Source organism: Alsobacter metallidurans, from assembly GCF_014636935.1.
GTDB lineage: Bacteria > Pseudomonadota > Alphaproteobacteria > Rhizobiales > Beijerinckiaceae > Alsobacter > Alsobacter metallidurans.
In genome coordinates, this window is record NZ_BMES01000001.1 from 2,052,479 (window position 1) to 2,076,812 (window position 24,334).

The following is a 24,334-nucleotide window of genomic DNA, read 5'->3' on the forward strand; positions in this document are numbered from 1 at the left end:
TGACAGTCTGCCCGGGGGCCAGCGGTGGACAAGAGTCCTGACGCCTTTCGCACCATCAGCGAGGTCGCCGATGACCTCGACCTGCCGCAGCACGTCCTGCGGTTCTGGGAGACGCGTTTCGCCCAGATCCGGCCGCTGAAACGCGGCGGTGGTCGACGCTACTACCGCCCGGACGACGTGGACCTGCTGCGCGGCATCCGCCAGCTGCTCTACGGGCAGGGCTACACCATCAAGGGCGTGCAGCGCATCCTGAAGGAACAGGGCCTGCGCTCCGTCCAGGCGCTCGGCCGCGGCGAGATCACGGCCCCGATGCCGCCGCCCAGCCAGGGGCGGGCAGGCGACGACGACGATTTCGAGCCTGATGAGCGCGAGAGCGACGACGGGGACGACAACCCCTTGTCGCCGCCCGAAACCGGCGCCACGCGCGGCGCGCTCGTGTCCACCGCCGGCGGCATCGTGATGTCGCCGGACGCGATCCGGCGCTTGCAGGGAGCCTTGTCTGAGTTGGTGGAGTGCCAGCGGCTGCTGCAATCCATCAAGCCGCAGCACGATGGGGACGCCGAGGCGTCCTGATCGCCATCTCAGCCGAGCACCAGGCCACGCCGACGGCGCTAGGCCTGGTCGCTCGCACGGAGCAGCCCAACCATGTTGTCGATCATCGAGACGCGCCGCCGCATCGAGGCCGGCGAGCTTGCGCCTGCCGCCGCCGTGGAGGCCGCGATGGCGGCCGCGAAGGCGCGCAACGGCGACCTCAAGGCCTTCGCGAGCTTCGCCTCGGATAGCGCAGCCGCGCCTGGAGCGGGCCCGCTGGCCGGCGTCGCGGTGGGCGTGAAGGACATCATCGACACCGCCGACCTGCCGACCGAGATGGGCTGCGCGGCCATCTTTGGCGGGTGGCGGCCGCGCGCCGACGCCGCCATCGTCGACCGGGTACGGGAGCTCGGCGGATCGATCATCGGCAAGACCGAAACCACCGCCTTCGCGTATCTGGATCCCGCTCCCACCCTGAACCCGCACGATGCCGCGCGAACGCCGGGCGGCTCCTCGGCCGGGTCTGCCGCAGCCGTGGCGGCCGGGCTCATCCCGCTCGCGATCGGCACGCAGACGGCGGGATCGGTGATCCGGCCGGCGTCCTTCTGCGGCGTCGCGGCCATCAAGCCGTCATTCCGGCTGCTGCCGACCGTCGGCGCCAAGACCACAGCCTGGACGCTCGACACGCTCGGCCTTTTCGCCGCGGCCGCAGACGACCTCGCCTACGCGCTGGCGGCGATCAGCGGGCGCGACATGGCGTTTGGGGACGATCCGGCCGGCTTGCGCTTCGGCGTCTCCACCATGCCGCATGCGGGCGAGCGCAGCCCCGAATCGGAAGCCGCGCTGGAGCGCGCCGCCTCAGCCCTGGCCGCGCAGGGCGCATCCGTAACGCAAGTGACGCTGCCCGGCGCGCTCGTTGAGGCGGACCGGCTGCAGCCGACCATCTACCAGTACGAGCTGCATGCCTCGCTCGGTTGGGAGTGGCGCACCCAGCGCGCCGCGATCCCGCCCGGCCTCGCGGCGGCGCTCGCGGCAGGCGAGGCCGTGTCGACCGACGACTACGACCGCGCCCGCGGGGCGGCCCGCCGCGCCCGCAACGCCGCCAAGGACCTCTTCGCAGAGGTTGACGTCCTGCTGACGCTTTCGGCGCCCGGACCAGCGCCCGCGCGGGCCACCACCGGCGAGGCGCGCTTCAATAGGCTGTTCACGCTGCTGGGAACGCCTTGCGTGAATGTTCCGGGTCTGCGCGCAAGCGACGGAATGCCCATCGGAATCCAGATCGTCGCGCCCTTCGCGCGGGATTCCCGCGCTCTCGCGGCCGCTCGTCTCCTCGAATTGGCGATCAAGGCGCTCTAATAGAAATCACATCGTCTTCTTCGTGGAATTGCCGGAAGGATGCATTCCAAAACTTCGCGGACCTAAGTCGCAAGAGTTGAGCGTCTGGATTTGCGGGGCGTTGACAAGCAAAAACATGACGAGCGCATGAACGGACTGCGCGGCATTTAAAATAACTTTCCTACGTTGCGCCGCAGCAACAAAAGGGCTTGCGGAACACGGCGAGGCTGCTAGCGTTAGTGCAATGTTAACCGCAGGAGGAGGACCTCATGGCCCTGGTGCAGCGGCTCAACATGATGGCCATGTGCGCGGCTTTCGCGCTGGTCGGCGCCGTCGTCCTCGGACTGTTCTGAGGCCGGCCATCCCGGCGGGACAGCCGGGACCCTAAGCGCCAGATGCTTGATCCGGGCTCGGATCGGAGAGTTGACGCCGCCGGGGGGCAACCGGCGGCGTTTTTGTTTGGGGCGGTTGGGCCCGCCCGCAACCAGCCTAAGCCACTTAAACGCCCCTCATCCTGAGGAGCAGGCCCCCTTGGGTCTGCGTCTCGAAGGACGAGGGGTCCAGTGCGCTCAATCCCTGTACGAGCTGGAATCCCTCGTCCTTCGAGACACATCGCCAAGAGGCGATGCTCCTCAGGATGAGGGTTTCGAGGTAGAATGACGGCGGATTGGGGGAAGGGCGAGCCGCCGCGTCTTGCTGAGGATATTGCGGGATCGCCGTGAATCCTCAACCGTCATCCCCGGGCTTGTACCGGGGATCCACGCGTTGGGCGTCGGCGTGGATGGCCGGGACAAACCCGGCCATGACGGAGAGAGAAAAAGCCAGCGCTCACCCGATCTCCACCACCACGCGGCCGCGCACGGTCCCGTCCAGGATGGCTTTTCCGGTCTCGATCACCTTGTCGAACGGGATCGTGGTGGTCAGCGACGCCAGCTTGGCGCGGTCGAGGTCGCGGTCAAGCCGCGACCAGGCCTCGAGCCGGCGCTCCTTGGCGGCCATCACGCTGTCCACGCCGAGCAGCGCGACGCCGCGCAAGATAAAAGGCGCGACCGAGGAGGGCAGATCCATGCCGCCCGCCAGCCCGCAGGCCGCGATGGCGCCGTTGTAGCGGGTCTGCGCCAGCAGGTTCGCCAGCGTCGTGGAGCCGACCGAATCGACGCCCGCAGCCCAGCGCTCCTTGGCGAGCGGCTTGCCGGGCGCGGAGAGCTCGTTGCGGTCGATGATCTCGGCCGCCCCGAGCCCCTTCAGGTAGTCGGCCTCCTCGGGCCGCCCCGTGGAGGCGATCACGCGCCAGCCGAGCTTGGACAACAATGCGATCGCCACGGAGCCGACCCCGCCGGCCGCGCCCGTTACGACAGCCGGGCCCTTGTCTGGCGTCAGGCCATGCTTCTCCAGCGCGATCACGGCCAGCGCCGCCGTGTAGCCGGCGGTGCCGATGGCCATGCATTCGGCCGGGCTTAGGCCCGCCGGGCGCGGGATCAGCCAGTCGCCTTTCACGCGAGCCTTCTGCGCGTAGGCCCCGAGATGCGTCTCGCCCGTGCCCCAACCGTCGAGCACCACTTCGTCGCCGGCCTTCCAGTCCGGATGGCTGGAGCTTTCCACGACGCCGGCGAAATCGATGCCCGGGATCATCGGAAAGCGGCGCACCACTGGCGCCTTGCCGGTGATCGCGAGGCCGTCCTTGTAGTTCACGGTGGAATGCGTGACCCGCACCGTGACGTCGCCGTCCATCAGGTCGGCCTCGTCGAAGTCGCGAAAGCCGCAGCCGTATCCCTGCTCGCCCTTGTCGACCACCACCGCGCGGAACGTCGCCATCCTGATCTCCTCGCCTGAGCGCTTCTGTTGCGCCGAGTTGTGGCGCCGCGCCCGGGAGGCCGCAAGCCCGCCGAAGGTGCGGGCCTGCGCAGACCGGAAGCCTGATCTCAGGCCAGGGCGGGCCGCGCCACCGGCGCCTCGCGGATCGGGATGTTGATGATGGCCGACGCCACGCCGAGCGCAATCGAGAGCCACCACACCACGTCGTAGGAACCCGTCTTCTCGTAGAGAACGCCGCCGAGCCAGACGCCCAGGAAGCCGCCGACCTGGTGCGAGAAGAACGCGAAGCCAAACAGCATCGACAGGTAGCGCGTGCCGAACATCAGGATCACGAGGCTGGACGTCGGCGGCACCGTGGAAAGCCACAGGAGTCCCATCGCGACGCCGAAGCTCAACGCATTGGCCGGGGAGGGCGGCAGCATGATGAACACCAGCACGGCCACCGAGCGGGCGAGATAGATGCCCGACAGCAGCCACCGCTTGCTCATCCGCCCCGACAGCCATCCCGACGTCAGCGAGCCGACCGCGTTCGCGAGCCCGATGATCGCCAGCGTCCACGCGCCCACCCAGGCTGGCAGGTTCTGGTCCTTCAGGTAGGCCGGCATATGCGCGGTGATGAAGGCGAGCTGGAACCCGCAGGTGAAGAATCCGAGCACCAGCAGCACGTAGCTCGGATGCCGGAACGCCTCGCCGAGCGCCTGGGCGATCGACTGCGAAGGTCCCTTCGTGGCCGGCTCCGAGGCGTTGCCGCGCGTCGCCAGCATGAACGAGAGCGGGATCACGAGTAGCACCGTGAGACCGAAGATCACGGAGGTCTGCTGCCAGCCGATGTGGTCGATCAGGATCGAGCCGATCGGCGGAAACAGGAACTGGCCGAAGGAGCCCGCCGCCGTGCCGAGGCCGAAGGAGAGCCCCCGCCACTTCTCCGGCAGGATCTTGCCGAAGGCGCCGAGCACGAGGTTGAACGAGCAGCCCGAAAGCCCGAACCCGATCAGCACGCCGGCGCCCACCGTCATCATGCCCGGCGTGCTGGCGACCGACATCACCACCAGCCCGGCCGCGTACAGCACGGCTCCCAAAATCAGCACCCGGATGGTGCCGAAGCGGTCCGCCAGTGCGCCCGCGAAGGGCTGGCCGACGCCCCAGAGCAGGTTCTGGATCGCAATCGCGAAGGAGAACACCTCGCGGCCCCAGCCGAATTCCTGGCTCATCGGGATCTGGAACAGTCCCGCCGAGGCGCGCGGCCCGAAGGTGATCAGCCCGCACAGGCAGCCGGCGGCGAGGATCAACTCCGGCGCATAGCGCGAAGCCTTGCGCGCCATGGATGGATCGGCTGCGGTGCTCATGGGCGTCTCCGGGGGAGGTGCGAGAGGCGGGATGCTAGGCGCGCGGGTTGGATTCTAAAAGTCAGGGCTTGTGATGGCTCCGATCGCCGAATGCGATCGATCAAGCCGCCGCGGCGGCTTTTGGCACATCGAATACGAAGCAGGTCTCGGTGCCGTGCGCCAGCAGCCGCCCGCGGGCGTCGTAGAGCTTGCCCTCGGAAGTCGCGAGGCGGCCGCCGGCGTGAATCACGGAGCCGACCGCCCGCACGGGCGCGGAGCTCGGAAACACGGGCCGCACGAAGTGCACCTTGAACTCGGCCGTAGTGTAGCCCTGGCCGGCCTTCAGCATGGTGTGAACCGCGCAGGCCATCACCGTGTCGAGCATGATGGAGGTCCAGCCGCCATGGATGGTGCCCAGCGGGTTCATGAACGCATGGGTGGGCGCGCCCTCGAATTCCACCTCGCCCTCGTCGGCGCGGCCGAGCCGCATGCCCGAAATTTCCGCGATGGGCGGGGCCGGGTAGATCCCGGCGATCATGCCGCGCAGGAAGTCCAGGCCCGACACGGACGCGACCTCGTGCAGGGGGAGGACGCCGTAGCGGATGGCGGGCTGGCCATCTGCAGGATCAAGGGCGATGGGATCGGGGGACATGGGCGCTCCTTTCAGGCGGGGCGTGTCAACGGGAAGGCGCGTCCGGGGCAGCCTTCGCGTCGGGATTTGCGTCGAGATCGGCCGCCAGCGTCTCAGCGGCGCGACGCAGCGTCGAGAGCTCGCGCTTGTAGGCGAGCGCCGCATCCGGCCCGAGTTCGGCCGCGAAGGCGTCCTGCGCCTTGCGCCAGAACGGCATGGCCTTGGCCAGCGCGGCTTCGCCGGCCGGGGTGAGCCGGTAGCGCTTGCCGCGCCCTTCAGATCCGCAGGGGGCCACCATGCCGGCGCGACGCAGCTGGTCGAGATTGCGCAAAAGCGTCGTGCGCTCGAGCGCCAGCCCGTCTGCCAGGTGGGAGAGGCTGTCGTAGCGATCGATCCGCAGCCCGGCCAGCACGGAGAACTGCGCCATCTGCAGCCCGGATTCACGCATGTGGGCGTTGTACACGCGCACCAGCGCCCGCGCCGCCATGCTGGCCGAGCGGGCGAAGCACAGCGGCAAATCCTGCGGCAGGTCAGCGGGGAGGGGCGTACGGGCCATGACGTGTAGATACACGCTTGTTCGCGGTTCGCCAAGCGCCGGCGTACAACCGGGGCAGTGGCGCGCTTTCGGAGGGATCGATCCCACCCTATGCTGCGTTGCAGCGAGATCAGGTCCGTTGGCCTGGTCGGAGCACACGTGATGATCACACAATCGGATATCGACGCGTTCTCGGATGGGCAGCCGCGTTTCGTTAAGCGGCAGGACGACGCCTCCAACTCGGTGATCCTGCCCGTCGTCGCGATCGAGCAGGCGTTCCGGATTTGGTTTTCGCTGAGCGCGGCGACGATTCGGCTGATGCTGCCGGTCTACGTGCGTCCGCGTTGAAGCGCGGTCCGGGCGTGCGTCACAATTTTGTCGCGACCCCTTTCCAAGCCCGGGCGCCGTGCCTATAATACTTATGCTCACAGTGAGCATAAGTGGATCGATCTCGCTTCCAGGCTTGATCGATCTTGCCCGGTTCTTCTTATGCTCAATGTGAGCATTAGGGGGTCGCCATGGAAGCCCAGTTCGCCGCCGCCGGAGCTCGCGCTCCCTTTCCGCCTGTCGCGTCCGAGCTGACGCCGGCCCAGCGCCGCTTCGGCGTGCTGCCCATGCCGACCATCGCGTGGACTCCGGAAGTGGAGGCCGCAACCGCCCACCTCTACGAGAAGGTGAAGGACGTCATCCCGTCTGTGGAGTGGCCGTTCTTCGCGCCCTACGTGAAGGCGATCAACGAGCTCAAGGCCCAGCGCGGCGCCGTGATCCTGGCGCACAACTACCAGACGCCGGAAATCTTCCACTGCGTCGCCGATGTGGTGGGCGACAGTCTGCAGCTCGCCCGCCTCGCCGCGAAGGCCAAGGAAGACATCATCGTCCAGTGCGGCGTGCACTTCATGGCCGAGACCTCCAAGCTGCTCAGCCCGGAGAAGACGGTCCTGATCCCCGACAGCCGCGCCGGCTGCTCGCTGGCGGCCTCGATCACGGGCGCGGACGTGCGGCTGCTGAAGCAGAAGTACCCCGGCGTGCCAGTGGTCACCTATGTGAACTCGTCCGCCGACGTGAAGGCCGAGACGGACATCTGCTGCACGTCTTCCAACGCCGTCCATGTGGTGGAGAGCCTGGGCGTCGACCGGGTGATCTTCCTGCCGGACGAGTATCTCGGCAAGTACGTCCAGACGCAGACCAAGGTGCAACTCATCCTCTGGAAGGGCCACTGCGAGGTGCATGAGCGCTTCACCGGGGCGGAACTGCGCGCCTACCGGGACGCCGATCCGACCATCCGGATCATCGCCCACCCGGAATGCCCGCCGGACGTGATCGCGGAGGCCGATTTCACCGGCTCAACCGCGCACATGATCGACTGGGTGAAGACCAAGCAGCCGCGCCGCGTCGTCATGGTGACCGAGTGCTCCATGGCCGACAACGTGGCGGCCGAAGCCCCGAAGGTGGAGTTCGTTCGCCCCTGCAACCTCTGCCCGCACATGAAGCGCATCACGCTGCCTAAGATCCTCGATAGCCTGGTGAACATGCGCGAGGAGGTGCTGATCGACCCGGCGATCGCCGAAAAGGCCCGCCTGCCGATCGAGCGGATGATCAACCTGAAGAACTGAGCTGCGGCGGAAGCGGGCGCCCGTCCCGCTTCCGCATTCCTCCGCGCCGTTCCGCAGCCTGCGGCGCACGGCGTTGCGCCTCGACGGCGGACCTCGTGGCCCGCGACCTCGTCCGCTCTCAAGAAAGGGCCATCCTCATGGCCGCACCCATCATCATCGTCGGCGGTGGCCTCGCGGGGCTGTTTTGCGCGCTGAAGCTCAGCCCGCGCCCCGTCACCGTGCTGGCCGCTGCGCCGATCGGGGAGGGCGCCTCCTCGAGCTGGGCCCAGGGCGGCGTCGCGGCCGCGATGTCGGAGGGTGACAGCGCCGAGAAGCACACGGCCGACACAGTGGTGGCCGGCGCAGGCCTCGTGGACGAGGCCGTGGCGCTCGGCATGGCGCGCGAGGCCAGCGACCGCATCCACGACCTGCTCGCCTACGGCGTGCCGTTCGACAAGGATCTGGAAGGCCATCTTGTGCAGTCGCGCGAGGCCGCCCATTCGGAGCGCCGCATCGTGCGCGTGCGCGGCGACATGGCCGGCAAAGCCATCATGGAGGCGCTGGTCGCGGCCGTGCGCAAGACGCCGTCCATCACCGTGCTGGAGGGCGAGGTCGCCGAAGGCCTCGTGCGCAGCGGCGACCGGGTCAACGGCGTGGTTAGCCGGGGCGAGGGCGGCCGCGCCGCGATCGCGCGCGTGCTGCCCGCGGCCGCTGTGGTGCTGGCCACCGGCGGTGTGGGCCACCTGTTCGCCGTCACCACTAACCCGCCCCAGGCCAACGGCCACGGCGTGGCGCTGGCCGCCCAGGCGGGCGCGCTGATCGCCGACGCCGAGTTCGTCCAGTTTCACCCGACCGCGATTGACATCGGCCGCGATCCCGCGCCGCTCGCCACTGAGGCGCTGCGCGGCGACGGCGCCTGGCTGGTGGATCGCGAAGGCCGCCGCTTCATGCAGGCGATCCATCCGGACGGGGAGCTTGCGCCGCGCGACATCGTCGCCCGCGGTGTCTTCGCCGAGATCGCGGCCGGCCGAGGCGCGTTCCTGGACTGCCGTCAGGCGGTCGGCGCCGAATTCCCCGAGCGCTTCCCGACCGTCTACGCGGCCTGCATGCAGGCCGGGATCGATCCCGTCACGCAGCCCATTCCGGTCGCGCCCGCCGAGCACTATCACATGGGCGGCGTCTGGACGGACGTCCGCGGCCGCTCCACCGTGGCGGGGCTGTGGGCCGCCGGCGAAGTCGCCTCCACGGGCGTGCATGGGGCCAATCGCCTGGCGTCGAACTCGCTGCTGGAAGCCGTGGTGTTCGCGGCGCGCATCGCGGCCGACCTCGGGTCGACCCCGCTGCCGATGCTGGACGCCGAGCCCCGGACCGCCGACGACGCGCCGGCGAGCGGCTTCGCGAGCGAGGACGAGCCCGTGCTTGCGCGCCTGCGCCAGACCATGAGCGCGCGGGTCGGCGTGATCCGGGACGGCGCCGGTCTCGCGGAGGCCTGCCGGGAGATCACCGCCATGACGGCCGAAGCGCAGGGCGCCACCGTGCGCAACATGCTCACCACCGCGACGTTGATCGCCGCCTCCGCGCTGGCCCGCACCGAAAGCCGCGGCGGGCATTACCGCTCGGATTATCCCGAGCCGAACCCGCTTTTCGCGCGCCGGTCACGGCTGAACCTGTCCGAGGCGCGTTTCCTCGCCAGCCAGACGCGCGCGGCCTGACCAGGAGCCCGCCATGACGACGCTGTTCCTCAATCCTCTGCTGATCGACGACGCCGTCCGGCGCGCCCTGGAAGAGGACCTCGGCCGCGCCGGCGACATCACCACGTTGGCCACCATCCCGCCGAGCGCGACCGCCAAGGCCGTGATCGCGTCGCGCAAGGCGGGCGTGATCTCGGGCCTGCCGCTCGCCGCCGCCGCGTTCCGGATTTTCGATCCGGCGGTGCGCTTCGAGCCCGCGCTGCAGGATGGCGACCGCGTGGCGCCCGGCGGCGTCGTGGCCAGGATTTCGGGCCCGGCGCAATCGGTGCTGTCGGCCGAACGGGTGGCGCTGAACTACATGGGCCGCATGTCCGGCATCGCCACCATGACGGCCGCCTTCGTGGACCGGGTGAAGCACACCAAGGCCCGCATCGTCTGCACCCGGAAAACCACGCCCGGCATGCGCGCCTTCGAGAAATACGCCGTGAAATGCGGCGGCGGCGCCAACCACCGCTTTGGGCTCGACGACGCCGTTCTGATCAAGGACAACCACATCGCGGTGGCGGGCGGCGTCACGCAGGCGCTGCGGGCCGCCAAGGCGGCTGTCGGGCATCTGGTCAAGATCGAGATCGAGATCGACAGGCTGGACCAGCTCGACGCCGTGCTGGCCGAAGGCGCAGACGTGGTGCTGTTGGACAATATGGCGCCTGCCGACATGGCGACCGCCGTGGCGCGCATCGCCGGGCGCATTCGCACCGAAGCCTCGGGCGGGGTCAATCTCGACACCGTTCAGGCCATCGCCGAAACGGGCGTCGACATGATCTCGGTCGGCGCGCTCACGCATTCCGCGCCGGTGCTGGATTTGGGCCTGGATATCGCAATCTCGAGCTAGCGCAGACCAGCGCACGGCTTCTCGCTCGACCCTGTGGCTGGCATCGTTGACGTGAGCGCCCGGTGGGGCTCCGAGGACCGGGCTGTCTGCGTTGCGTCGATCTGGTGGAAGCCCGAGGACCAGTGCGAAGCAGACAACTGCAGTTTCAGCCTTAAATACCGAAAATCAAGTTAATTAATAGCGGTTGTAAATCCATTTTTTGTGCGCCGAGGTGGTGGTTCAAGTCTGCCCAGGCTTGAGCTTGTAGAAGATGTGCCGGCCGATCACGTCCATCTTCTTCAGCCGCTTGGCCCAGAATGGCCGCACGTAGTTGGCGTGGTAGTGCGTGGCGCCGCCAACCTCGGCGTTGTAGGTCTGGCCGAACGTCACCTCACGGGCGATGCGCACGGCCGATTTCCAGCTTTCCGCCTCGGTGATCTTCAGCGCCTTGCCCTCGCAAGCGAACGAGAACTGGCAGGCGAACTTGCGCGCCCGGTTCTGGTAGACCACGCCGCAGACCGTGTTGGGATAGAGCCCACTCTTGACGCGGTTCAGCACCACCTGCGCGACGGCGGCGCGTCCCTCCTCGGGCTCGCTGCGCGCCTCGAAATACACCGCCTCGGCGAGGCAGCGCTCTTCCTTGTTCAGGTTTTCGGGGTCGATCAGGCTGGCGTAGCTCGGGCGGCCCTCATCCGGCTTGGCGACGATCGACATGCCGCCGCCCGCGGGCAGGCGCGCCTTCAGGGCGTTGAGCCCGTCCAGCGAAACCGGCGCGGCCGCGATCTCGACCGGGGTGGCGTCGGCCGGGGCCGGCGTGCTCGAAGACAGCGCCACGGCGCGCGGCACCGTTGGTGTCGAGCCGACGCCCGTTGTGGTGGCGCCGGATGCGCGTGACGCGGCCGTGAGCTGCGACTGGCCCGAGCCCGACGAGTCGGCCGTGCCGACCGGCGTGGTGGAGGTCGCGTCGGCGCTGGGCTCAAAGCTCGTCACCGAATCGGGCGCGTCGTAGCTCGGCGGCAACAGGATGGTGGGCGGCAGGAGGTCGACGTTCATGCCGGTCGCGATGCCGTCGCCGCGACGCAGCGGGGCCGCGCGGGTCAGGCTCGGGCGAAGCACCAGGATGGGGTCGCCCTTGTGGCTCCGGTCCACCACCGGGAAGCCCTTGGTCTGCGCCTTCAACTCCGGCCGCGGCTGCGGAGCGCCCGCATAGGCGTCGGCCGAAGGCTCCACGGCGGGCAGGCGGGCGGTGTGGATGAGGCCGTAGCGCCCCGGCGAAATTGTGGGTCCGAAGCCGAGCTGCGCGACGCCTCCGCCGGAAGGCGGCACCAGCATGCCGGCCATCCCGACCGGCGCGGCCGACATCGCGGCCACCTGGTATCCGCCCGAGGCGTCGACGCCCGCGTCGGCCGCCATCGAAACGAGAACGCCGGCCGCAAGGGCCCAGGGAGCCACCGTTCCGCACGCCCAACGCACACTCGAAACCATGCGAACGCAACCCCACCCGATGTCGCGCGGCGCGCGAGAACCCTTACTCGGACGTGACCGTAAAGACCGAAAGGTCGAACGATTTCAGTTATCGATGAGTAAGGTTGAGCGGGAGTTAACGAGCAGGAGCTGAGGCGGAAGACTGCCGCGTTTCTCTAAGCGTCTGGCGGGTTGCTCGCCGCTGCCACCCCTCCACCGTCATCCCCGGGCTTGACCCGGGGATCCACGGGCTGGGCTCCGGCGTGGATGGCCGGGTCAAGCCCGGCCATGACGCAGAGGGTTGCCCGCACCGTGTTGAGGCGGACTGAAAGTCCGCCCCACACTCGCCAATCAGGCGCGCACCTTCACGTACTCTCCCGGCGCGTCGCAGAGCGGCTTCAGCTTCTTGCCGCCGGGCTTGCGAGCCTTCACCTTCTCGGGGGCCTGCGCGGCGATCCACTGGATCCAGTGCGGCCACCAGGAGCCCGGATGCTCGGAGGCGTTGTCGATCCAGTCCTCCAGCAGGCCCTGCGGCTTGCCGCCCGTCCAGTACTGGTATTTCGGCTTTCCGGCCGGGTTCACCACGCCGGCGATATGGCCCGAGCCGGCCAGCACGTAGGTGACCTCGCCGCCAAAGCTCTGCGATCCGACGAAAACGGACTTGGCCGGCGCGATGTGGTCCTCGCGCGCCGCCAGATTGTAGATCGGGATCGTGACCTTGGAGAGGTCGAGCTTGATGCCGCCCACCTCCATCTCGCCCTTGGAGAGCTTGTTCTCCAGGTAGCAATTGCGCAGGTAGAACGAGTGGTTCGCGGCCGGCATGCGGGTGGAATCGGAATTCCAGTACAGAAGGTCGAACGGGAAGGGCGATTGCCCCTTCAGATACACGTTCACCACATAGGGCCAGATCAGGTCGTTCGGCCGCAGCATGTTGAAGGCCGACGCCATGCTGGAGCCTTCGAGATAGCCCCGCGCATACATCTTGTCCTCGGTGTGGCGCACCTGCTCCTCGTCCACGAACACTGACAGGTCGCCCGCATGCGTGAAGTCGACCTGCGTGGTGAACAAGGTCGCGCTCTCGATCCGGTCGTCGCCCGTCGCCGCCATGTGGGCCAACGCCACCGACAGCAGCGTGCCGCCGACGCAATAGCCAATGGCCGTCACCTTCTTCTCGCCGGTGGCCTTCTCGATTGTGTCCAGGGCCGCGAACACGCCCTCGCGCATGTAGTCCTCGAAGCTCTTGGTCGCCTGGCGTTCGTCCGGGTTCACCCAGGAGATCGTGAAAACGGTCAGTCCCTGCGACACCGCCCAGCGAATGAACGACTTCTCGGGGTTGAGATCGAGAATGTAGAACTTGTTGATCCACGGCGGCACGATCAGCAGCGGGCGCTTGAACACCTGCTCGGTCGCGGGCTCGTACTGGATCAACTCCATCAGGTCGTTGCGGAACACCACCTTGCCGGGCGTCGTCGCCATGTTGACGCCCACGGCGAAATTGCCCGCCGTGGTCTGGCGCAGCTTCAGCGTGCCCTGGCCGGCCTCGATGTCCTCGGCCAGCATCTTCATGCCGCGCACAAGATTCTCGCCGTTCTCCTTCAGGGTCTCGCGGATCAACTCGGGGTTGGTGGCGACGAAATTGGTCGGCGCCAGCGCGCTGGCGATCTGGCGCACATAGAACTCGGCCTTGTGCTTGGTCTTCGGGTCGATGCCGTCGGCTTCCTTCACCAGGTCCTCGGCCCAGCGCGAGGTGATCAGGTAAGCCTGCTTGATGAAGTCGAACACCGGGTTTTCGGACCATTCCGGGTCCTTGAAGCGCTTGTCGCTCGGTTCCGGCGCGGCCACCGGCATGGGGTGCTCGCCCTGCATGCGCTTCAGCGAGCCGGTCCACAAATCGAGGAAACCTTTGGTCAGCGTGGTCTGCGCGATAATGAGGCGCTGCGGATCAGCCACCCAGTGCTCGGCCACCTGGCCCAGCGTCTTCACCATGTCGCTGACTTCGCTGCTCACGCCGGGCTTGACGCGGCCTTCCTCGACGGGCTTCAACGCTGCGGCGGTCGCCTTTCCGAGTTCCTCCATGAGGCGCGCGGAGTTGGTCGCAAGGGCTTCCGCGTCTGCAACAGGGAACTGAGTCTGGTGGTTCTGGTCGCCGCCCTGCATGTCCCTGAGTCCCCTTCGCGTCACGGCGTCCCTTGCCGGGGCGCTCGTTGCCGACATAATAACGGGCGGCGCGCCGTTTAAGGCTAAAAAAATTGTCGGGCATTTCTAGGCGTTTGGTATCAACGCCGAATGACGGAGAAGCATTCGTGAGAATCGGACGCCCAGGCAAGTCCAGCTGGCGCTTTTGCGCCGGGATGCTGCTCGCAGGTCTCGCCATGGTGGGCGGCGGTTGCTCGGCTCAGCCCTTGTCGGAAAACCCTAGCGTCAAGGGAGTCACCGACAAGCTCAACATCACCACCAATGTGCCGCCGCCGGCGGATTTCGTGGCCAAGAGCCGGCCGCAGTCGCTGGAGTACATGCCGGTCGGCGTCGTGCCGCCCGCGCGCGGCGGGCCCGCTCCGCGCAAGCCCGATCAGGTGAAGGCGCTCGAGGCCGAGATGGAAGGAACCCGCGCCCGGCATGATCGCCTCGGCGGCCGCAAGCCGCCGGTCACGGCCGCCAAAGCCAAGCCCGGCGACAAGCCCAAGCCGAAGCCCGCGGCGCCGCTCTAGCTCGATATCGCGCGCCTAAACCAACGAATGCGTGCGAGCGCGCCTCCTTGATGGTAAGCAGGCGCGCTGCTTCGCATGCGCGGCGGCGGACGCCGGCCGTCGTTGCGTGACGCGCCGGGTTCATTGCAACGCCCCCGACCGGACGGGCCGGGCAGGGGGATTTGTTTTCACGGGACCAAGCGCCATGACGACCGATTTCCACCGCATCAAGAGACTGCCTCCCTACGTCTTCGAGCAGGTGAATCGGATCAAGGCCGCCGCACGCAACGCTGGCGCCGACATCATCGACCTCGGCATGGGCAACCCGGACCTCGCCGCCCCCAAGCACGTCATCGACAAGCTGGTGGAAACCGCCGGCAAGCCGCGCACGGACCGGTACTCCGCCTCCAAGGGAATCGGCGGCCTTCGCCGCGCCCAGGCGAACTACTACGGCCGCCGCTTCGGCGTGAAGCTCAACCCCGACACGCAGGTCATCGCGACGCTCGGCTCCAAGGAGGGCTTCGCCAACATGGCGCAGGCCATCACGGCGCCCGGGGACGTCGTGCTGGTGCCCAACCCGAGCTATCCGATCCACGCCTTTGGGTTCCTGATGGCGGGCGGCGTCATTCGCTCGGTGCCGGCCGAGCCGAACGAGGACATGATCCGCGCGCTGGAGCGCTCGGTCGTCCACTCGATTCCCAAGCCCATCGCGGTGGTCACCTGCTACCCCGCGAACCCGACCGCCTACACGGCGTCGCTCGATTTCTACAAGGACCTCGTCGCTTTCGCGAAGAAGCACGAGCTGATCCTCCTGTCGGACCTCGCCTACGCCGAAGTCTATTTCGACGAGAACGACCCGCCGCCCTCCATGCTGCAGGTCAACGGCGCGATGGACGTCGCGGTGGAGTTCACGTCGCTGTCAAAGACGTTCTCGATGGCCGGCTGGCGCGTCGGTTTTGCGGTCGGCAACGAGCGGCTTCTCGCCGCCCTGGCGCGCGTGAAGAGCTATCTCGACTACGGCGCCTTCACGCCGGTGCAGGTCGCGGCCGCCGCCGCCCTCAACGGCCCGGACGATTGCATCCGCGAAATGCGGGAGGTCTATCGCAAGCGCCGCGACGCGCTGGTGGATTCGTTCTCGCGCGCCGGCTGGGACTTTCCCGCGCCGAACGCTTCCATGTTCGCCTGGGTCAAGATCCCCGAGCCGTTCCGCGAGATGGGCAGCCTGGAGTTCTCCAAGATTCTGGTCGAGAAGGCTTCGGTCGCGGTCGCCCCTGGAATCGGCTTTGGCGAGCATGGCGACGAGTATGTCCGCATCGCGCTGGTCGAGAACGAGCAGCGCATTCGGCAGGCCGCCCGCAACGTCCGCCGCTTTCTTGAAACGGCCGAGAAAACATTGCACAACGTCGTTCCATTGGCGGCGCGCGGTTGACCCACGCCTCTTTCGCACAGGCGGCGCGCGGGCGAGCCCGCGCCTCTTTCGGACAGGAATAATCCAGAATGGCTGAGCCGCTCCGCATCGGCATCGCCGGCCTTGGCACCGTCGGGGCGTCGCTCGTGCGCCTGCTGGCGCGCAACGCCGACGCCTTGCAGGCGCGTTGCGGCCGTTCTCTCGTCGTCACGGCGGTCTCGGCGCGCGACCGCGCCCGCGACCGCGGGGTCGACCTCTCCGGCTTTGAATGGTTCGACGATCCCGTGGCGCTGGCGCGTGCGCAGGGCGTTGATTGCGTCGTTGAACTGATGGGCGGATCGGACGGGCCCGCCAAGGCCGTCGTCGAGGCCGCTCTGGAGACCGGCCGGCCGGTGGTGACCGCCAACAAGGCGCTGCTGGCGCATCACGGGGCCGCGCTGGCGGCCCTGGCCGAGCGCAACGGCGCGACCATCGGGTTTGAGGCGGCGGTGGCGGGCGGCATCCCGATCGTAAAGGCGTTGCGCGAGACGCTCGCCGGCAACGCCGTGCACCGCATCTCGGGCATCCTGAACGGCACCTGCAACTACATCCTGTCCCGCATGGAGCTCGAGGGCCTCGGCTTTGACGAGGTGCTGGCCGACGCCCAGCGGCTCGGCTACGCGGAGGCGGACCCCACCTTCGACGTCGGCGGCTTCGACACCGCCCATAAGCTCGCAATCCTCACCAGCCTCGCCTTCGGCACCCAGATCGACGCCGAGGCCATCCACGTGGAGGGGATCAGCGCCATTACGCCGCTCGACCTGAAGATGGCGGACGACCTGGGCTACCGCATCAAGTTGCTGGGCGTCGCCGAGCGCACCGCGACCGGGATCGAGCAGCGGGTCCATCCGACCATGACGCCCAAAACCTGGCCGATCGCGCAGGTGATGGGCGTCACCAACGCGGTGAACGTCATGGCCGACCCGGTCGGCGAGCTCACGCTCGTTGGCCCCGGCGCCGGCGGCGACGCGACGGCCTCCTCGGTGTTGGCCGATCTTGTGGACGTGGCGCGCGGCGTCGCTCTCCACCCGTTCGGGCAGCCGGTCGCCAGCCTTGAAAAGGCCGAGCGCGCGCCCATGCAGCGGCACGAGGGGGGCTACTATGTCCGCCTGTCTGTCGCGGATCGCCCCGGCGCGGCGGCCGCGATCGCGACCCGCATGGCCGAGCGGCAGATCTCGCTGGAGAGCATCGTGCAGCGGCGCAGCGGTCCGCGCTCCGCGGACACGACCGGTCGTTCGGGCGAGCCCGTGCCGGTGGTGCTCATCACTTACGCCACCACAGAGACAGCCATTCGGGGCGCCATCGACGCCATGCTGGCGGACGGGTACGTCACCGAGCCGCCGCAGGTTATCCGGATCGAGCGCGCGTAAACCTTTCGTGCGGGTTCCATTCGCCAGCCGGAATGTTATCGCGCAATGGTGCAACCTTTAGCGCAGCTGTGCGTCTTCGCCGCAATAAACCCAGACTCTGAATTGAGTCTCCTGCCCACCCACCAGCCGGGGGATCGCCCGTGACCGACACTACCCATGACATCAACGTCCAGCCGAAGGACGTGATCGAGCGCATCCTCTCGATGGAACTCGTGCGCGTGACCGAGCGCGCGGCGGTCTCCGCCGCCAGGCTGCGCGGCCATGGCAACGAGAAGGCCGCCGACCAGGCCGCCGTGGACGCGATGCGCCGCGAGCTGAACAAGCTGCCCATCGAGGGCACCATCGTGATCGGCGAGGGCGAGCGCGACGAAGCCCCCATGCTGTTCATCGGCGAGAAGGTCGGCAACGGCCGCGGCCCCAAGGTCGACATCGCCGTGGACCCGTTGGAGGGCACCACCCTGTGCGCCAAGGACATGCCCGGCGCGATCGCCGTGATGGCGATGGCCCAGGCCGGCTCGCTGCTCTATGCGCCGGACGTGTACATGGACAAGATCGCGATCGGCCCGGGCTACCCGGAGGGCGTGGTCGACCTCGACGCTTCGCCGACCGACAACGTCCATGCGCTCGCGAAGGCCAAGGGCTGCAAGCCCCATGAGCTCTCCGTGCTCATCATGGATCGTCCCCGCCACGCCGACCTGATCGCGGCCGTGCGCAAAACCGGCGCGTCCATCCGCCTGATCACGGACGGCGACGTCGCCGGCGTGATCTTTACCGCCATGCAGCACGAGACCGGCATCGACCTCTATCTCGGCATCGGCGGCGCGCCCGAGGGCGTGCTGGCCGCGGCGGCGCTGCGCTGCGTTGGTGGCCAGATGCAGGGGCGCCTGATACTGGACACGCCCGAGAAGGTTGAGCGCGCCCGCGGCATGGGCGTCGCCGACCCGAAGAAGAAGTATGGCATGACCGACCTCGCCAACGGCGACGTGATCGTGTCGGCGACAGGCGTCACCGACGGCGCGCTGCTCACCGGCGTGCGCTTCGGCAAAGACGTGATCGAGACCGAGACCATCGTGTATCGGTCGATCACCGGCACGGTCCGCAAGATTCAGGCTGAGCACCGCGAGTTCGAGAAGTTCAGGCTCGACTGAAAGCTGGCTCAAGGGCCCTTCAAGCGAAAAGGCGCGGAGCAATCCGCGCCTTTTTCATATCCGATGGGTCTAGACCGTCACCCGGAACGCGTGGTCAAAAAGCCGGGCGGCGTGATGCCCCCTCGACATCACGCCACCACGCAGAGGCCCCCCGACCCCCACGTCGGCCCGGGCGCTTTCGCGCACCGAAATGCGAAACCATAGCAATCTCGCGAGTTTGTCAATTGACAAATCCCTCATCGAAACCATGCAAGAGAAAGGTTTTGATAGGCCGGCCGGACTAGGCGCGCGGACTAGGCTAGCACGCAGCGATTCAGCTGCTGGATGATGGCGGCCGCCCGGTTGCGGATCTCCGCCAGCAAGGCCTCATCCTGCCCCGTCTGGGTCATCTGGCAGTCTTTCGCGGCCGCCGTGACGAGGCTCAGCGTGATGGGCAGATCGCCCAGCCGGCCAACCAGCACCTGGAACGCCGATCGCTCGAGATAGTCGCTCACCACGCCCCGCAGCTCCGCATAGTCGATGCCCGAATAGCGGTGATCCGCGCCCTTGCACATTAGTGCGTTCAGGGCCGCCACGGCCGTGGTCAGCGCCTCGACCCGCTGGGGCCGGTCGCCCTCTCGCGTCGGGTCCATGGCCGCCAGGATCCTGTCCAGATCCTCCGTCAGCCGCGACGAGGGCGCCGGGGGCGCATCCGCGGGGGCTCGGGATCGTCGGCGCAGGAAATCGAGCATTCACACCTCGCGGCGCCGGCCGCAGGCGGCCAAGCCTCGAACGCAGAATGGCGTTCGATCTGGTTAATGCAACTCAAGCGTGCGTTGTGCAAGCCGTCGCGGCTAGCCGGCCCGCGTCAGCGCCGGTTGGCCGGCTTCGGCCGGTTCGCCAGCAGCCCGGCCAGCGCGCGCGCGAAGGCGGCGGTGTCCAGCGGCTTGCCCCAGATGGGCACGCTGGCGAAGTGCGGCGGCAGCATCGGGTGCTCATAAGCGCTGGCGAACATGAACGGCGTCTGCCGCGCCCGCAGCTCGTCCGCGAGCGGAAACACCAGCTCGCCGCGCAGGTTGATGTCCAGGATCGCGATCGAGATCGGCGACCGTGCGTCCGCCAGCAGGGCGCGTGCCGACTTGATGTCGGCCGCCGGCCCGACCACCTCGGCGCCGAGGTTCTCCAGCGCCTGCGCGAGGTCGAGCGCGATCATGCCTTCATCTTCGACCACCAGGATGCGGTGGTGGTCCAGCCGGAGCTGCGCGTCGGTCATGAGACCTCGTCCCTGCTGTGCGAGAACGCGACGCGCCGCACTGAGTTTCCTGCCCGTTCGGCCGTGTTTTTTCGCCCTGCCAAGTTGTCCCTTGGATTGTGGGGCGTCGGCCGTCGCCCCGGGCTTTGCGCCTCGTTTGAGGCTGGAGCGGGGCAGGCTAGTTCTTCAGCTTGTAGCCTGTCGCGAAGATGCGCCACACGATCAGCAGGCAGACGGCCATGAACACGAAGGTCATCGCCAGGCTGGCCCCCACATGCACGTCCGCGACGCCGAAAAAGCTCCAGCGAAAGCCGCTCACCAGATACACCACCGGGTTGAACAGCGTCACGGTCTGCCAGACCGGCGGCAGCATGTTGATGGAGTAGAAGCTGCCGCCCAGGAAGGTGAGGGGGGTGATGATCATCATCGGCACGATCTGCAGCTTCTCGAAGCTGTCCGCCCACACGCCGATGATGAAGCCGAACAGGCTGAACGTCACCGAGGTCAGCACCAGGAAGAGCAGCATCACGAATGGATGCGCGATCCCGTAGGGCACGAACAGCCGCGCGGTGAGGAGAATGATCACGCCCAGGATCACCGACTTGGTCGCCGCCGCCCCCACATAGCCGAGCACGATCTCCATGGCGGATACGGGCGCCGACAACACCTCGTAGATCGTCCCCGAGAAGCGCGGCATGTAGATGCCGAAGGAGGCGTTGGACAGGCTTTCGGTGAGGATCGAGAGCATCACCAGCCCGGGCACGATAAACGCCCCGTAGCTCACGCCGTCGATGTCGGCCATGCGCGAGCCGATGGCCGAGCCGAACACCACGAAATACAGCGAGGTCGACAGCACCGGCGACAGGATGCTCTGCATCAGCGTCCGCCATGTCCGGGACATCTCGAACAGGTAGATGGCTTTCACCGCATAGACGTTCATGTGCGCCCCCGGACCAGGCTGACGAAAATGTCCTCCAGAGAACTCTCGGAGGTTTGCAGGTCCTTGAAATCCACCTCGTGCTGGGCGAGCCGCCGCAGCAGATCGGCGACGCCGCCCTGGTCGGCCGTGGCGTCGAACGTGTAGGTGAGCTCGGTCCCGTCGGCCGAGAGCTCCAGCGCCGGATCGACAAGGCCCGGCGGCAGCGCCGCCAGCGGTTCGCGCAAGTGAAGCTTCAGCTGCCGGCGCCCGAGCTTGCGCATCAGCGCGGCCTTCTCCTCCACCAGCACGATCTCGCCCTGCCGGATCACGCCCACGCGGTCGGCCATCTCCTCGGCTTCATCGATGTAGTGCGTGGTGAGGATCACGGTGACGCCGGTCGCCCGCAGGGCGCGCACCATCTCCCACATGCTGCGGCGCAACTCCACGTCGACGCCTGCGGTGGGCTCGTCCAGGAACAGCACCTGCGGCTCGTGCGACAGCGCTTTGGCGATCATCACGCGCCGCTTCATGCCGCCCGAGAGCGCCATGATCTTGGAATCGCGCTTCTCCCACAGCGACAGGTCGCGCAGCACCTTCTCGATATGCGCCGGGTTCTTCGGCTTGCCGAACAGCCCACGGCTGAACGTGACGGTGTTGATCACCGTCTCGAACATGTCGGTGGAGAGCTCCTGCGGCACCAGCCCGATCAACGAGCGCGCGGCGCGGTAGTCCGCCACCACGTCATGCCCGTCGATGCGCACATGGCCGCCGCTCGGGTTCACGATGCCGCAGATGATGCTGATCAGCGTCGTCTTGCCGGCCCCGTTGGGCCCGAGCAGCGCGAAGATCTCGCCCCGCTCGATCTGCAAGTCGACGGTTTTCAAGGCCTGAAAGCCTGTCGCATAGGTTTTCGACAGGCCTTCGACGGAAATGATGGGAGACACGGGAAATCCTGAACGACCGCCGCGAGGGCTGGACAAACCCCTACATAGCGCGGCGGCCGCGCAAAGGGGAGGGCGCCCGCCCGGCGACCGCTGCGCGCGCTCCTTCTCCCCCCGGGAGAAGGTGTCAGCGAAGCTGACGGATGAGGGTCTGACGCCTGGAGCCCCGGCGACGAGCCTCGATGCAACCCGCTAGGCCCTCATCCGGCCCTTCGGGCCACCTTCTCCCGGGGGGAGAAGGGGCGCGCGCCTCTGACGAGCGCACGTTCACGGCAGCGCCTTCAGATACCGCACCGTCCGCCCGGCGCTCACCGCCTGCGCGGCGTGCACGATGGCGTTGGCGTCGATGCCGTGGTGGCGGTAGAGGTCCGCGATCGTGCCGGTCTGGCCGAAATGCTCCACGCCCAGCGCCTTCTGGCGGTGGCCATGGACGCCGCCCAGCCAGGCCAGCGTCGCCGGGTGGCCGTCCAGCACCGAGACGATCCCGCAATCGCGCGACAACGGCGCCAGCAGCCGCTCGATGTGGCTCGTTGCGTCGTGCATGCCGCGCTGCCGCGCCCGTTCGGCGGCCTGCCAGCCGGCGTTCAGCCGGTCCGCGGACGTGATGGCGAGGAGCCCCACGTCCCGCCGGTCCTCGGCCAGGAGCCCCGTGGCGGCGATCGCCTCCGGGGCCACCACGCCCTGGTAGGCGACGATCACGCTCGCGTTGGGGCCGGGCGGACGCATCCAGTAGGCGCCGTTGACGATGTCGCGGCTGAGTTCGGCCGTCATCGCCCGGTGCGGCTGCTCCAGCGGCCGCGTCGACAGGCGCAGATACACCGAGCCGCCTGTCTGGTCGCGCAGCCAGGTGGTCTCGTCCGGGTCGCCCTCGCCGTCGCGCTGCATGTAGTCGAACGCAAAGCGCATCATCACCGAAAGCTCGTCCACGAAGGCCGGCTCGAAGGCGCAGAGCCCGTCCTGCGCCATGCCGATCAGCGGCGTGCCGATGGACTGGTGCGCGCCCCCCTCGGGCGCCAGCGTGACGCCGGAGGGCGTCGCGACAAGGAGGAATCGCGCGTCCTGGTAACAGGCGTAGTTCAGCTGGTCGGCCGAGCGGTAGATGAACGGGTCGTAGACGGTGCCGATGGGCAGCAGCCGCACGCCGTTGATGGAGTGCGACAGCCCCAGCGCCGACAGCATGATCATGAGGTTCGATTCGGCGATGCCGAGCTCGAAATGCTGCCCCTTCGGCCCGAACTCCCACGCATAGGTCGACGGAATGCGCTCGGCCTTGAAGGTGTCCGCCATGCTCTCGCGGGCGAAGAGTCCACGCCGGTTCACCCAGGGGCCGAGATTGGTGGACACCGTCACGTCCGGCGCGGTGGTGACGATGCGCTCCGCCAGAGGGCTCTGCTCGCGCGCGATCTCGTTCAGGATCTGCCCGAAGCCCATTTGGGTCGACACCGGCTTGCCGCCCGGCGCGGGCGTCACGAGCGTCTCGGGCACCGGCACCGCCTCGGCGCTCAGCCGCCGGCGGCCTTCGCGGAAGAACGGCGCCTTGGCGATGAACGCCTCCAGCTCCGCCGCCGGGGCGCCCGCCGCCTCCCACTTGTCCCACTCATGGCCCGGTCGCACGCCCATCTGGGCGCGGAAGCTCTCCATCTGGTTCGGCGTCATCAGCCCGGCGTGGTTGTCCTTGTGGCCGGCGAGCGGCAGGCCGTAGCCCTTGATCGTGTAGCAGATGAAGCAAACCGGCCGGTCATGCGTGGAAGCCTGCTCGAACGCCTCCAGCAGGCTGGGCAGGTCATGGCCGCCGAGGTTCACCATCAGGGCCTGCAGCTCATCGTCCGAGCGGCGCTCGATGAGTTGCGTCACCGGCCCCTGGTCGCCGATCTCGTCGAGCAGGCGCTTGCGCCAGGCCGCGCCGCCCTGGAACGTCAGCGCCGAGTAGAGCTGGTTGGGGCAGCGCTCGATCCAGTCGCGCAGCGTGTCGCCGCCGGGCTCCGCGAAAGCGGCCTGCTGCAACGAGCCGTGGCGCAGGATCACGACATCCCAGCCGAAATTGGCGAAGATCTGCTCGAACTTCTTCCACAGCCCTTCGCGGATCACCGAGTCGAGCGACTGGCGGTTGTAGTCCACCACCCACCAGGTGTTGCGGAGCCCGTGCTTCCAGCCCTCGATCAGGGCCTCGTAGATATTGCCCTCGTCCATCTCGGCGTCGCCGATCAGGCTCACCATCCGACCTTCGGGGCGGTTCTTCATCCAGCCATGCGCGGACACGTAGTCCTGGACCAGCGACGAGAACAGCGTCTGCGCTACGCCGAGGCCGACGGAGCCGGTGGAGAAGTCGACGTCGTCCACGTCCTTGGTGCGCGACGGATAGCTCTGCGCGCCCTTGTAGCTGCGAAAGTTCTCCAGTTTCTCCCGGGTCTGGTTGCCAGCGAGATATTGGATCGCATGAAAGATCGGCGAGGCGTGCGGCTTCACCGCCACCCGGTCCTGCGGTCGCAGGGCCGCGAAATAGAGCGCCGTCATGATGGCGCCGAGCGACGCCGAGGACGCTTGGTGCCCGCCCACCTTCACCTCGCCGGCCGGGCGGATGTGATTGGCGTTATGGATGGTCCACGCCGCGAGCCAGGACACGCGGCGTTCGAGTTCACGAAGAAGGGGGATGCGAGCGTCGGTCATGCCGCATTGAACGGGGCGCCGCTCGCGGTTGCAAGCTCCTCGCGGTTCGGCGGCCACACGACCTTAACGCCAGACCAGCTCGAGCCTGCGTCTCGGCGGCTTGAGCACTCCGCATTCTGGAGTCCCTCGGCCTT

At 67.9% G+C, this 24,334-nt stretch carries 21 protein-coding genes; 10 read left to right on the plus strand and 11 right to left on the minus strand.

Annotated features, from left to right (window positions below; all coding sequences use genetic code 11):
• The first annotated feature begins 24 nt into the window (after positions 1-24).
• The gene (locus IEV99_RS09385; protein WP_188517382.1) at positions 25-573 is read left to right on the plus strand and encodes a MerR family transcriptional regulator; all 549 of its coding nucleotides are present in this window, start codon (positions 25-27) and stop codon (positions 571-573) included.
• A 72-nt stretch (positions 574-645) separates the two neighbouring features.
• A complete protein-coding gene (locus IEV99_RS09390) occupies positions 646-1,887 on the plus strand; it encodes an amidase family protein (protein ID WP_188517383.1) in 1,242 nt (413 codons plus the stop codon).
• 807 nt (positions 1,888-2,694) lie between these two features.
• Here the strand turns inward: IEV99_RS09390 and acuI are convergent.
• From acuI to IEV99_RS09410, 4 genes are all read right to left on the minus strand, one after another.
• Positions 2,695-3,681, minus strand: a complete 987-nt coding sequence (gene acuI, locus IEV99_RS09395) for an acrylyl-CoA reductase (NADPH) (protein ID WP_188517384.1) — start codon at positions 3,679-3,681, stop codon at positions 2,695-2,697.
• Between the two features lie 107 nt (positions 3,682-3,788).
• Positions 3,789-5,027 carry an MFS transporter gene (locus tag IEV99_RS09400; RefSeq protein WP_188517385.1) on the minus strand — a complete coding sequence of 413 codons (1,239 nt, stop codon included), beginning with the start codon at positions 5,025-5,027 and terminating at the stop codon, positions 3,789-3,791.
• 100 nt (positions 5,028-5,127) lie between these two features.
• Positions 5,128-5,658 carry a PaaI family thioesterase gene (locus IEV99_RS09405; protein ID WP_188517386.1) on the minus strand — a complete coding sequence of 177 codons (531 nt, stop codon included), beginning with the start codon at positions 5,656-5,658 and terminating at the stop codon, positions 5,128-5,130.
• Positions 5,659-5,683: 25 nt separating this feature from the next.
• A complete protein-coding gene (locus IEV99_RS09410; RefSeq protein WP_188517387.1) occupies positions 5,684-6,193 on the minus strand; it encodes a MarR family winged helix-turn-helix transcriptional regulator in 510 nt (169 codons plus the stop codon).
• A gap of 141 nt (positions 6,194-6,334) precedes the next feature.
• Here IEV99_RS09410 and IEV99_RS09415 point away from each other — a divergent pair, with 141 nt between their 5' ends.
• The 4 genes from IEV99_RS09415 to nadC all read left to right on the plus strand — a co-directional run bounded on the left by IEV99_RS09415 (position 6,335) and on the right by nadC (position 10,347).
• Positions 6,335-6,520, plus strand: coding sequence for a hypothetical protein (locus IEV99_RS09415; RefSeq protein WP_188517388.1), 186 nt, complete (start codon positions 6,335-6,337; stop codon positions 6,518-6,520).
• A gap of 170 nt (positions 6,521-6,690) precedes the next feature.
• A complete protein-coding gene (gene nadA, locus IEV99_RS09420; RefSeq protein WP_188517389.1) occupies positions 6,691-7,785 on the plus strand; it encodes a quinolinate synthase NadA in 1,095 nt (364 codons plus the stop codon).
• Positions 7,786-7,922: 137 nt separating this feature from the next.
• Positions 7,923-9,476, plus strand: a complete 1,554-nt coding sequence (locus IEV99_RS09425) for an L-aspartate oxidase (protein WP_188517390.1) — start codon at positions 7,923-7,925, stop codon at positions 9,474-9,476.
• Between the two features lie 13 nt (positions 9,477-9,489).
• Positions 9,490-10,347: a carboxylating nicotinate-nucleotide diphosphorylase gene (gene nadC, locus IEV99_RS09430; protein WP_188517391.1), complete on the plus strand. Its 858-nt coding sequence runs from the start codon at positions 9,490-9,492 to the stop codon at positions 10,345-10,347.
• A 219-nt stretch (positions 10,348-10,566) separates the two neighbouring features.
• Here nadC and IEV99_RS09435 read toward each other — a convergent pair whose 3' ends face one another.
• A complete protein-coding gene (locus IEV99_RS09435) occupies positions 10,567-11,778 on the minus strand; it encodes a cell wall hydrolase (RefSeq protein ID WP_244643706.1) in 1,212 nt (403 codons plus the stop codon).
• A gap of 363 nt (positions 11,779-12,141) precedes the next feature.
• Complete coding sequence (locus IEV99_RS09440; protein WP_244643708.1) at positions 12,142-13,947, minus strand: PHA/PHB synthase family protein; 1,806 nt, start codon at positions 13,945-13,947, stop codon at positions 12,142-12,144.
• A 146-nt stretch (positions 13,948-14,093) separates the two neighbouring features.
• On the opposite strand from IEV99_RS09440, the gene IEV99_RS09445 reads away from it, so the two are divergent.
• From IEV99_RS09445 to glpX, 4 genes are all read left to right on the plus strand, one after another.
• Entirely contained in the window at positions 14,094-14,498 is a 405-nt protein-coding gene (locus IEV99_RS09445) for a hypothetical protein (RefSeq protein ID WP_188517394.1), read from the plus strand.
• A 184-nt stretch (positions 14,499-14,682) separates the two neighbouring features.
• Positions 14,683-15,906, plus strand: coding sequence for an LL-diaminopimelate aminotransferase (locus IEV99_RS09450; RefSeq protein ID WP_188517395.1), 1,224 nt, complete (start codon positions 14,683-14,685; stop codon positions 15,904-15,906).
• Positions 15,907-15,974: 68 nt separating this feature from the next.
• Positions 15,975-17,294, plus strand: a complete 1,320-nt coding sequence (locus tag IEV99_RS09455) for a homoserine dehydrogenase (protein WP_188517396.1) — start codon at positions 15,975-15,977, stop codon at positions 17,292-17,294.
• Between the two features lie 140 nt (positions 17,295-17,434).
• A complete protein-coding gene (glpX, locus tag IEV99_RS09460) occupies positions 17,435-18,442 on the plus strand; it encodes a class II fructose-bisphosphatase (protein ID WP_280514641.1) in 1,008 nt (335 codons plus the stop codon).
• Between the two features lie 293 nt (positions 18,443-18,735).
• Here the strand turns inward: glpX and IEV99_RS09465 are convergent, their stop codons facing one another.
• From IEV99_RS09465 to IEV99_RS09485, 5 genes are all read right to left on the minus strand, one after another.
• Entirely contained in the window at positions 18,736-19,074 is a 339-nt protein-coding gene (locus tag IEV99_RS09465; RefSeq protein ID WP_188517397.1) for a hypothetical protein, read from the minus strand.
• 215 nt (positions 19,075-19,289) lie between these two features.
• The gene (locus IEV99_RS09470; protein WP_188517398.1) at positions 19,290-19,694 is read right to left on the minus strand and encodes a response regulator; all 405 of its coding nucleotides are present in this window, start codon (positions 19,692-19,694) and stop codon (positions 19,290-19,292) included.
• 157 nt (positions 19,695-19,851) lie between these two features.
• Positions 19,852-20,613 carry an ABC transporter permease gene (locus IEV99_RS09475; protein ID WP_188517399.1) on the minus strand — a complete coding sequence of 254 codons (762 nt, stop codon included), beginning with the start codon at positions 20,611-20,613 and terminating at the stop codon, positions 19,852-19,854.
• Positions 20,610-21,536 (minus strand): ABC transporter ATP-binding protein, encoded by a 927-nt coding sequence (locus tag IEV99_RS09480; protein WP_188517400.1) that lies wholly within the window; start codon positions 21,534-21,536, stop codon positions 20,610-20,612. The genes IEV99_RS09475 and IEV99_RS09480 overlap by 4 nt, the downstream gene beginning before the upstream one ends.
• 264 nt (positions 21,537-21,800) lie before the next feature.
• A complete protein-coding gene (locus IEV99_RS09485) occupies positions 21,801-24,200 on the minus strand; it encodes a thiamine pyrophosphate-binding protein (protein ID WP_188517401.1) in 2,400 nt (799 codons plus the stop codon).
• Positions 24,201-24,334: the final 134 nt, after the last annotated feature.

Bases quoted from the DNA above. Each gene is read 5' to 3' on its own strand.
- IEV99_RS09390 (WP_188517383.1), top strand. From the start codon at position 646: ATGTTGTCGATCATCGAGACGCGCCGCCGCATCGAGGCCGGCGAGCTT.
- acuI (WP_188517384.1), bottom strand. From the start codon at position 3,681: ATGGCGACGTTCCGCGCGGTGGTGGTCGACAAGGGCGAGCAGGGATAC.
- IEV99_RS09400 (WP_188517385.1), bottom strand. From the start codon at position 5,027: ATGAGCACCGCAGCCGATCCATCCATGGCGCGCAAGGCTTCGCGCTAT.
- IEV99_RS09405 (WP_188517386.1), bottom strand. From the start codon at position 5,658: ATGTCCCCCGATCCCATCGCCCTTGATCCTGCAGATGGCCAGCCCGCC.
- IEV99_RS09410 (WP_188517387.1), bottom strand. From the start codon at position 6,193: ATGGCCCGTACGCCCCTCCCCGCTGACCTGCCGCAGGATTTGCCGCTG.
- IEV99_RS09415 (WP_188517388.1), top strand. From the start codon at position 6,335: ATGATCACACAATCGGATATCGACGCGTTCTCGGATGGGCAGCCGCGT.
- nadA (WP_188517389.1), top strand. From the start codon at position 6,691: ATGGAAGCCCAGTTCGCCGCCGCCGGAGCTCGCGCTCCCTTTCCGCCT.
- IEV99_RS09425 (WP_188517390.1), top strand. From the start codon at position 7,923: ATGGCCGCACCCATCATCATCGTCGGCGGTGGCCTCGCGGGGCTGTTT.
- nadC (WP_188517391.1), top strand. From the start codon at position 9,490: ATGACGACGCTGTTCCTCAATCCTCTGCTGATCGACGACGCCGTCCGG.
- IEV99_RS09440 (WP_244643708.1), bottom strand. From the start codon at position 13,947: ATGCAGGGCGGCGACCAGAACCACCAGACTCAGTTCCCTGTTGCAGAC.
- IEV99_RS09450 (WP_188517395.1), top strand. From the start codon at position 14,683: ATGACGACCGATTTCCACCGCATCAAGAGACTGCCTCCCTACGTCTTC.
- IEV99_RS09455 (WP_188517396.1), top strand. From the start codon at position 15,975: ATGGCTGAGCCGCTCCGCATCGGCATCGCCGGCCTTGGCACCGTCGGG.
- IEV99_RS09465 (WP_188517397.1), bottom strand. From the start codon at position 19,074: ATGGACCCGACGCGAGAGGGCGACCGGCCCCAGCGGGTCGAGGCGCTG.
- IEV99_RS09470 (WP_188517398.1), bottom strand. From the start codon at position 19,694: ATGACCGACGCGCAGCTCCGGCTGGACCACCACCGCATCCTGGTGGTC.
- IEV99_RS09475 (WP_188517399.1), bottom strand. From the start codon at position 20,613: ATGAACGTCTATGCGGTGAAAGCCATCTACCTGTTCGAGATGTCCCGG.
- IEV99_RS09485 (WP_188517401.1), bottom strand. From the start codon at position 24,200: ATGACCGACGCTCGCATCCCCCTTCTTCGTGAACTCGAACGCCGCGTG.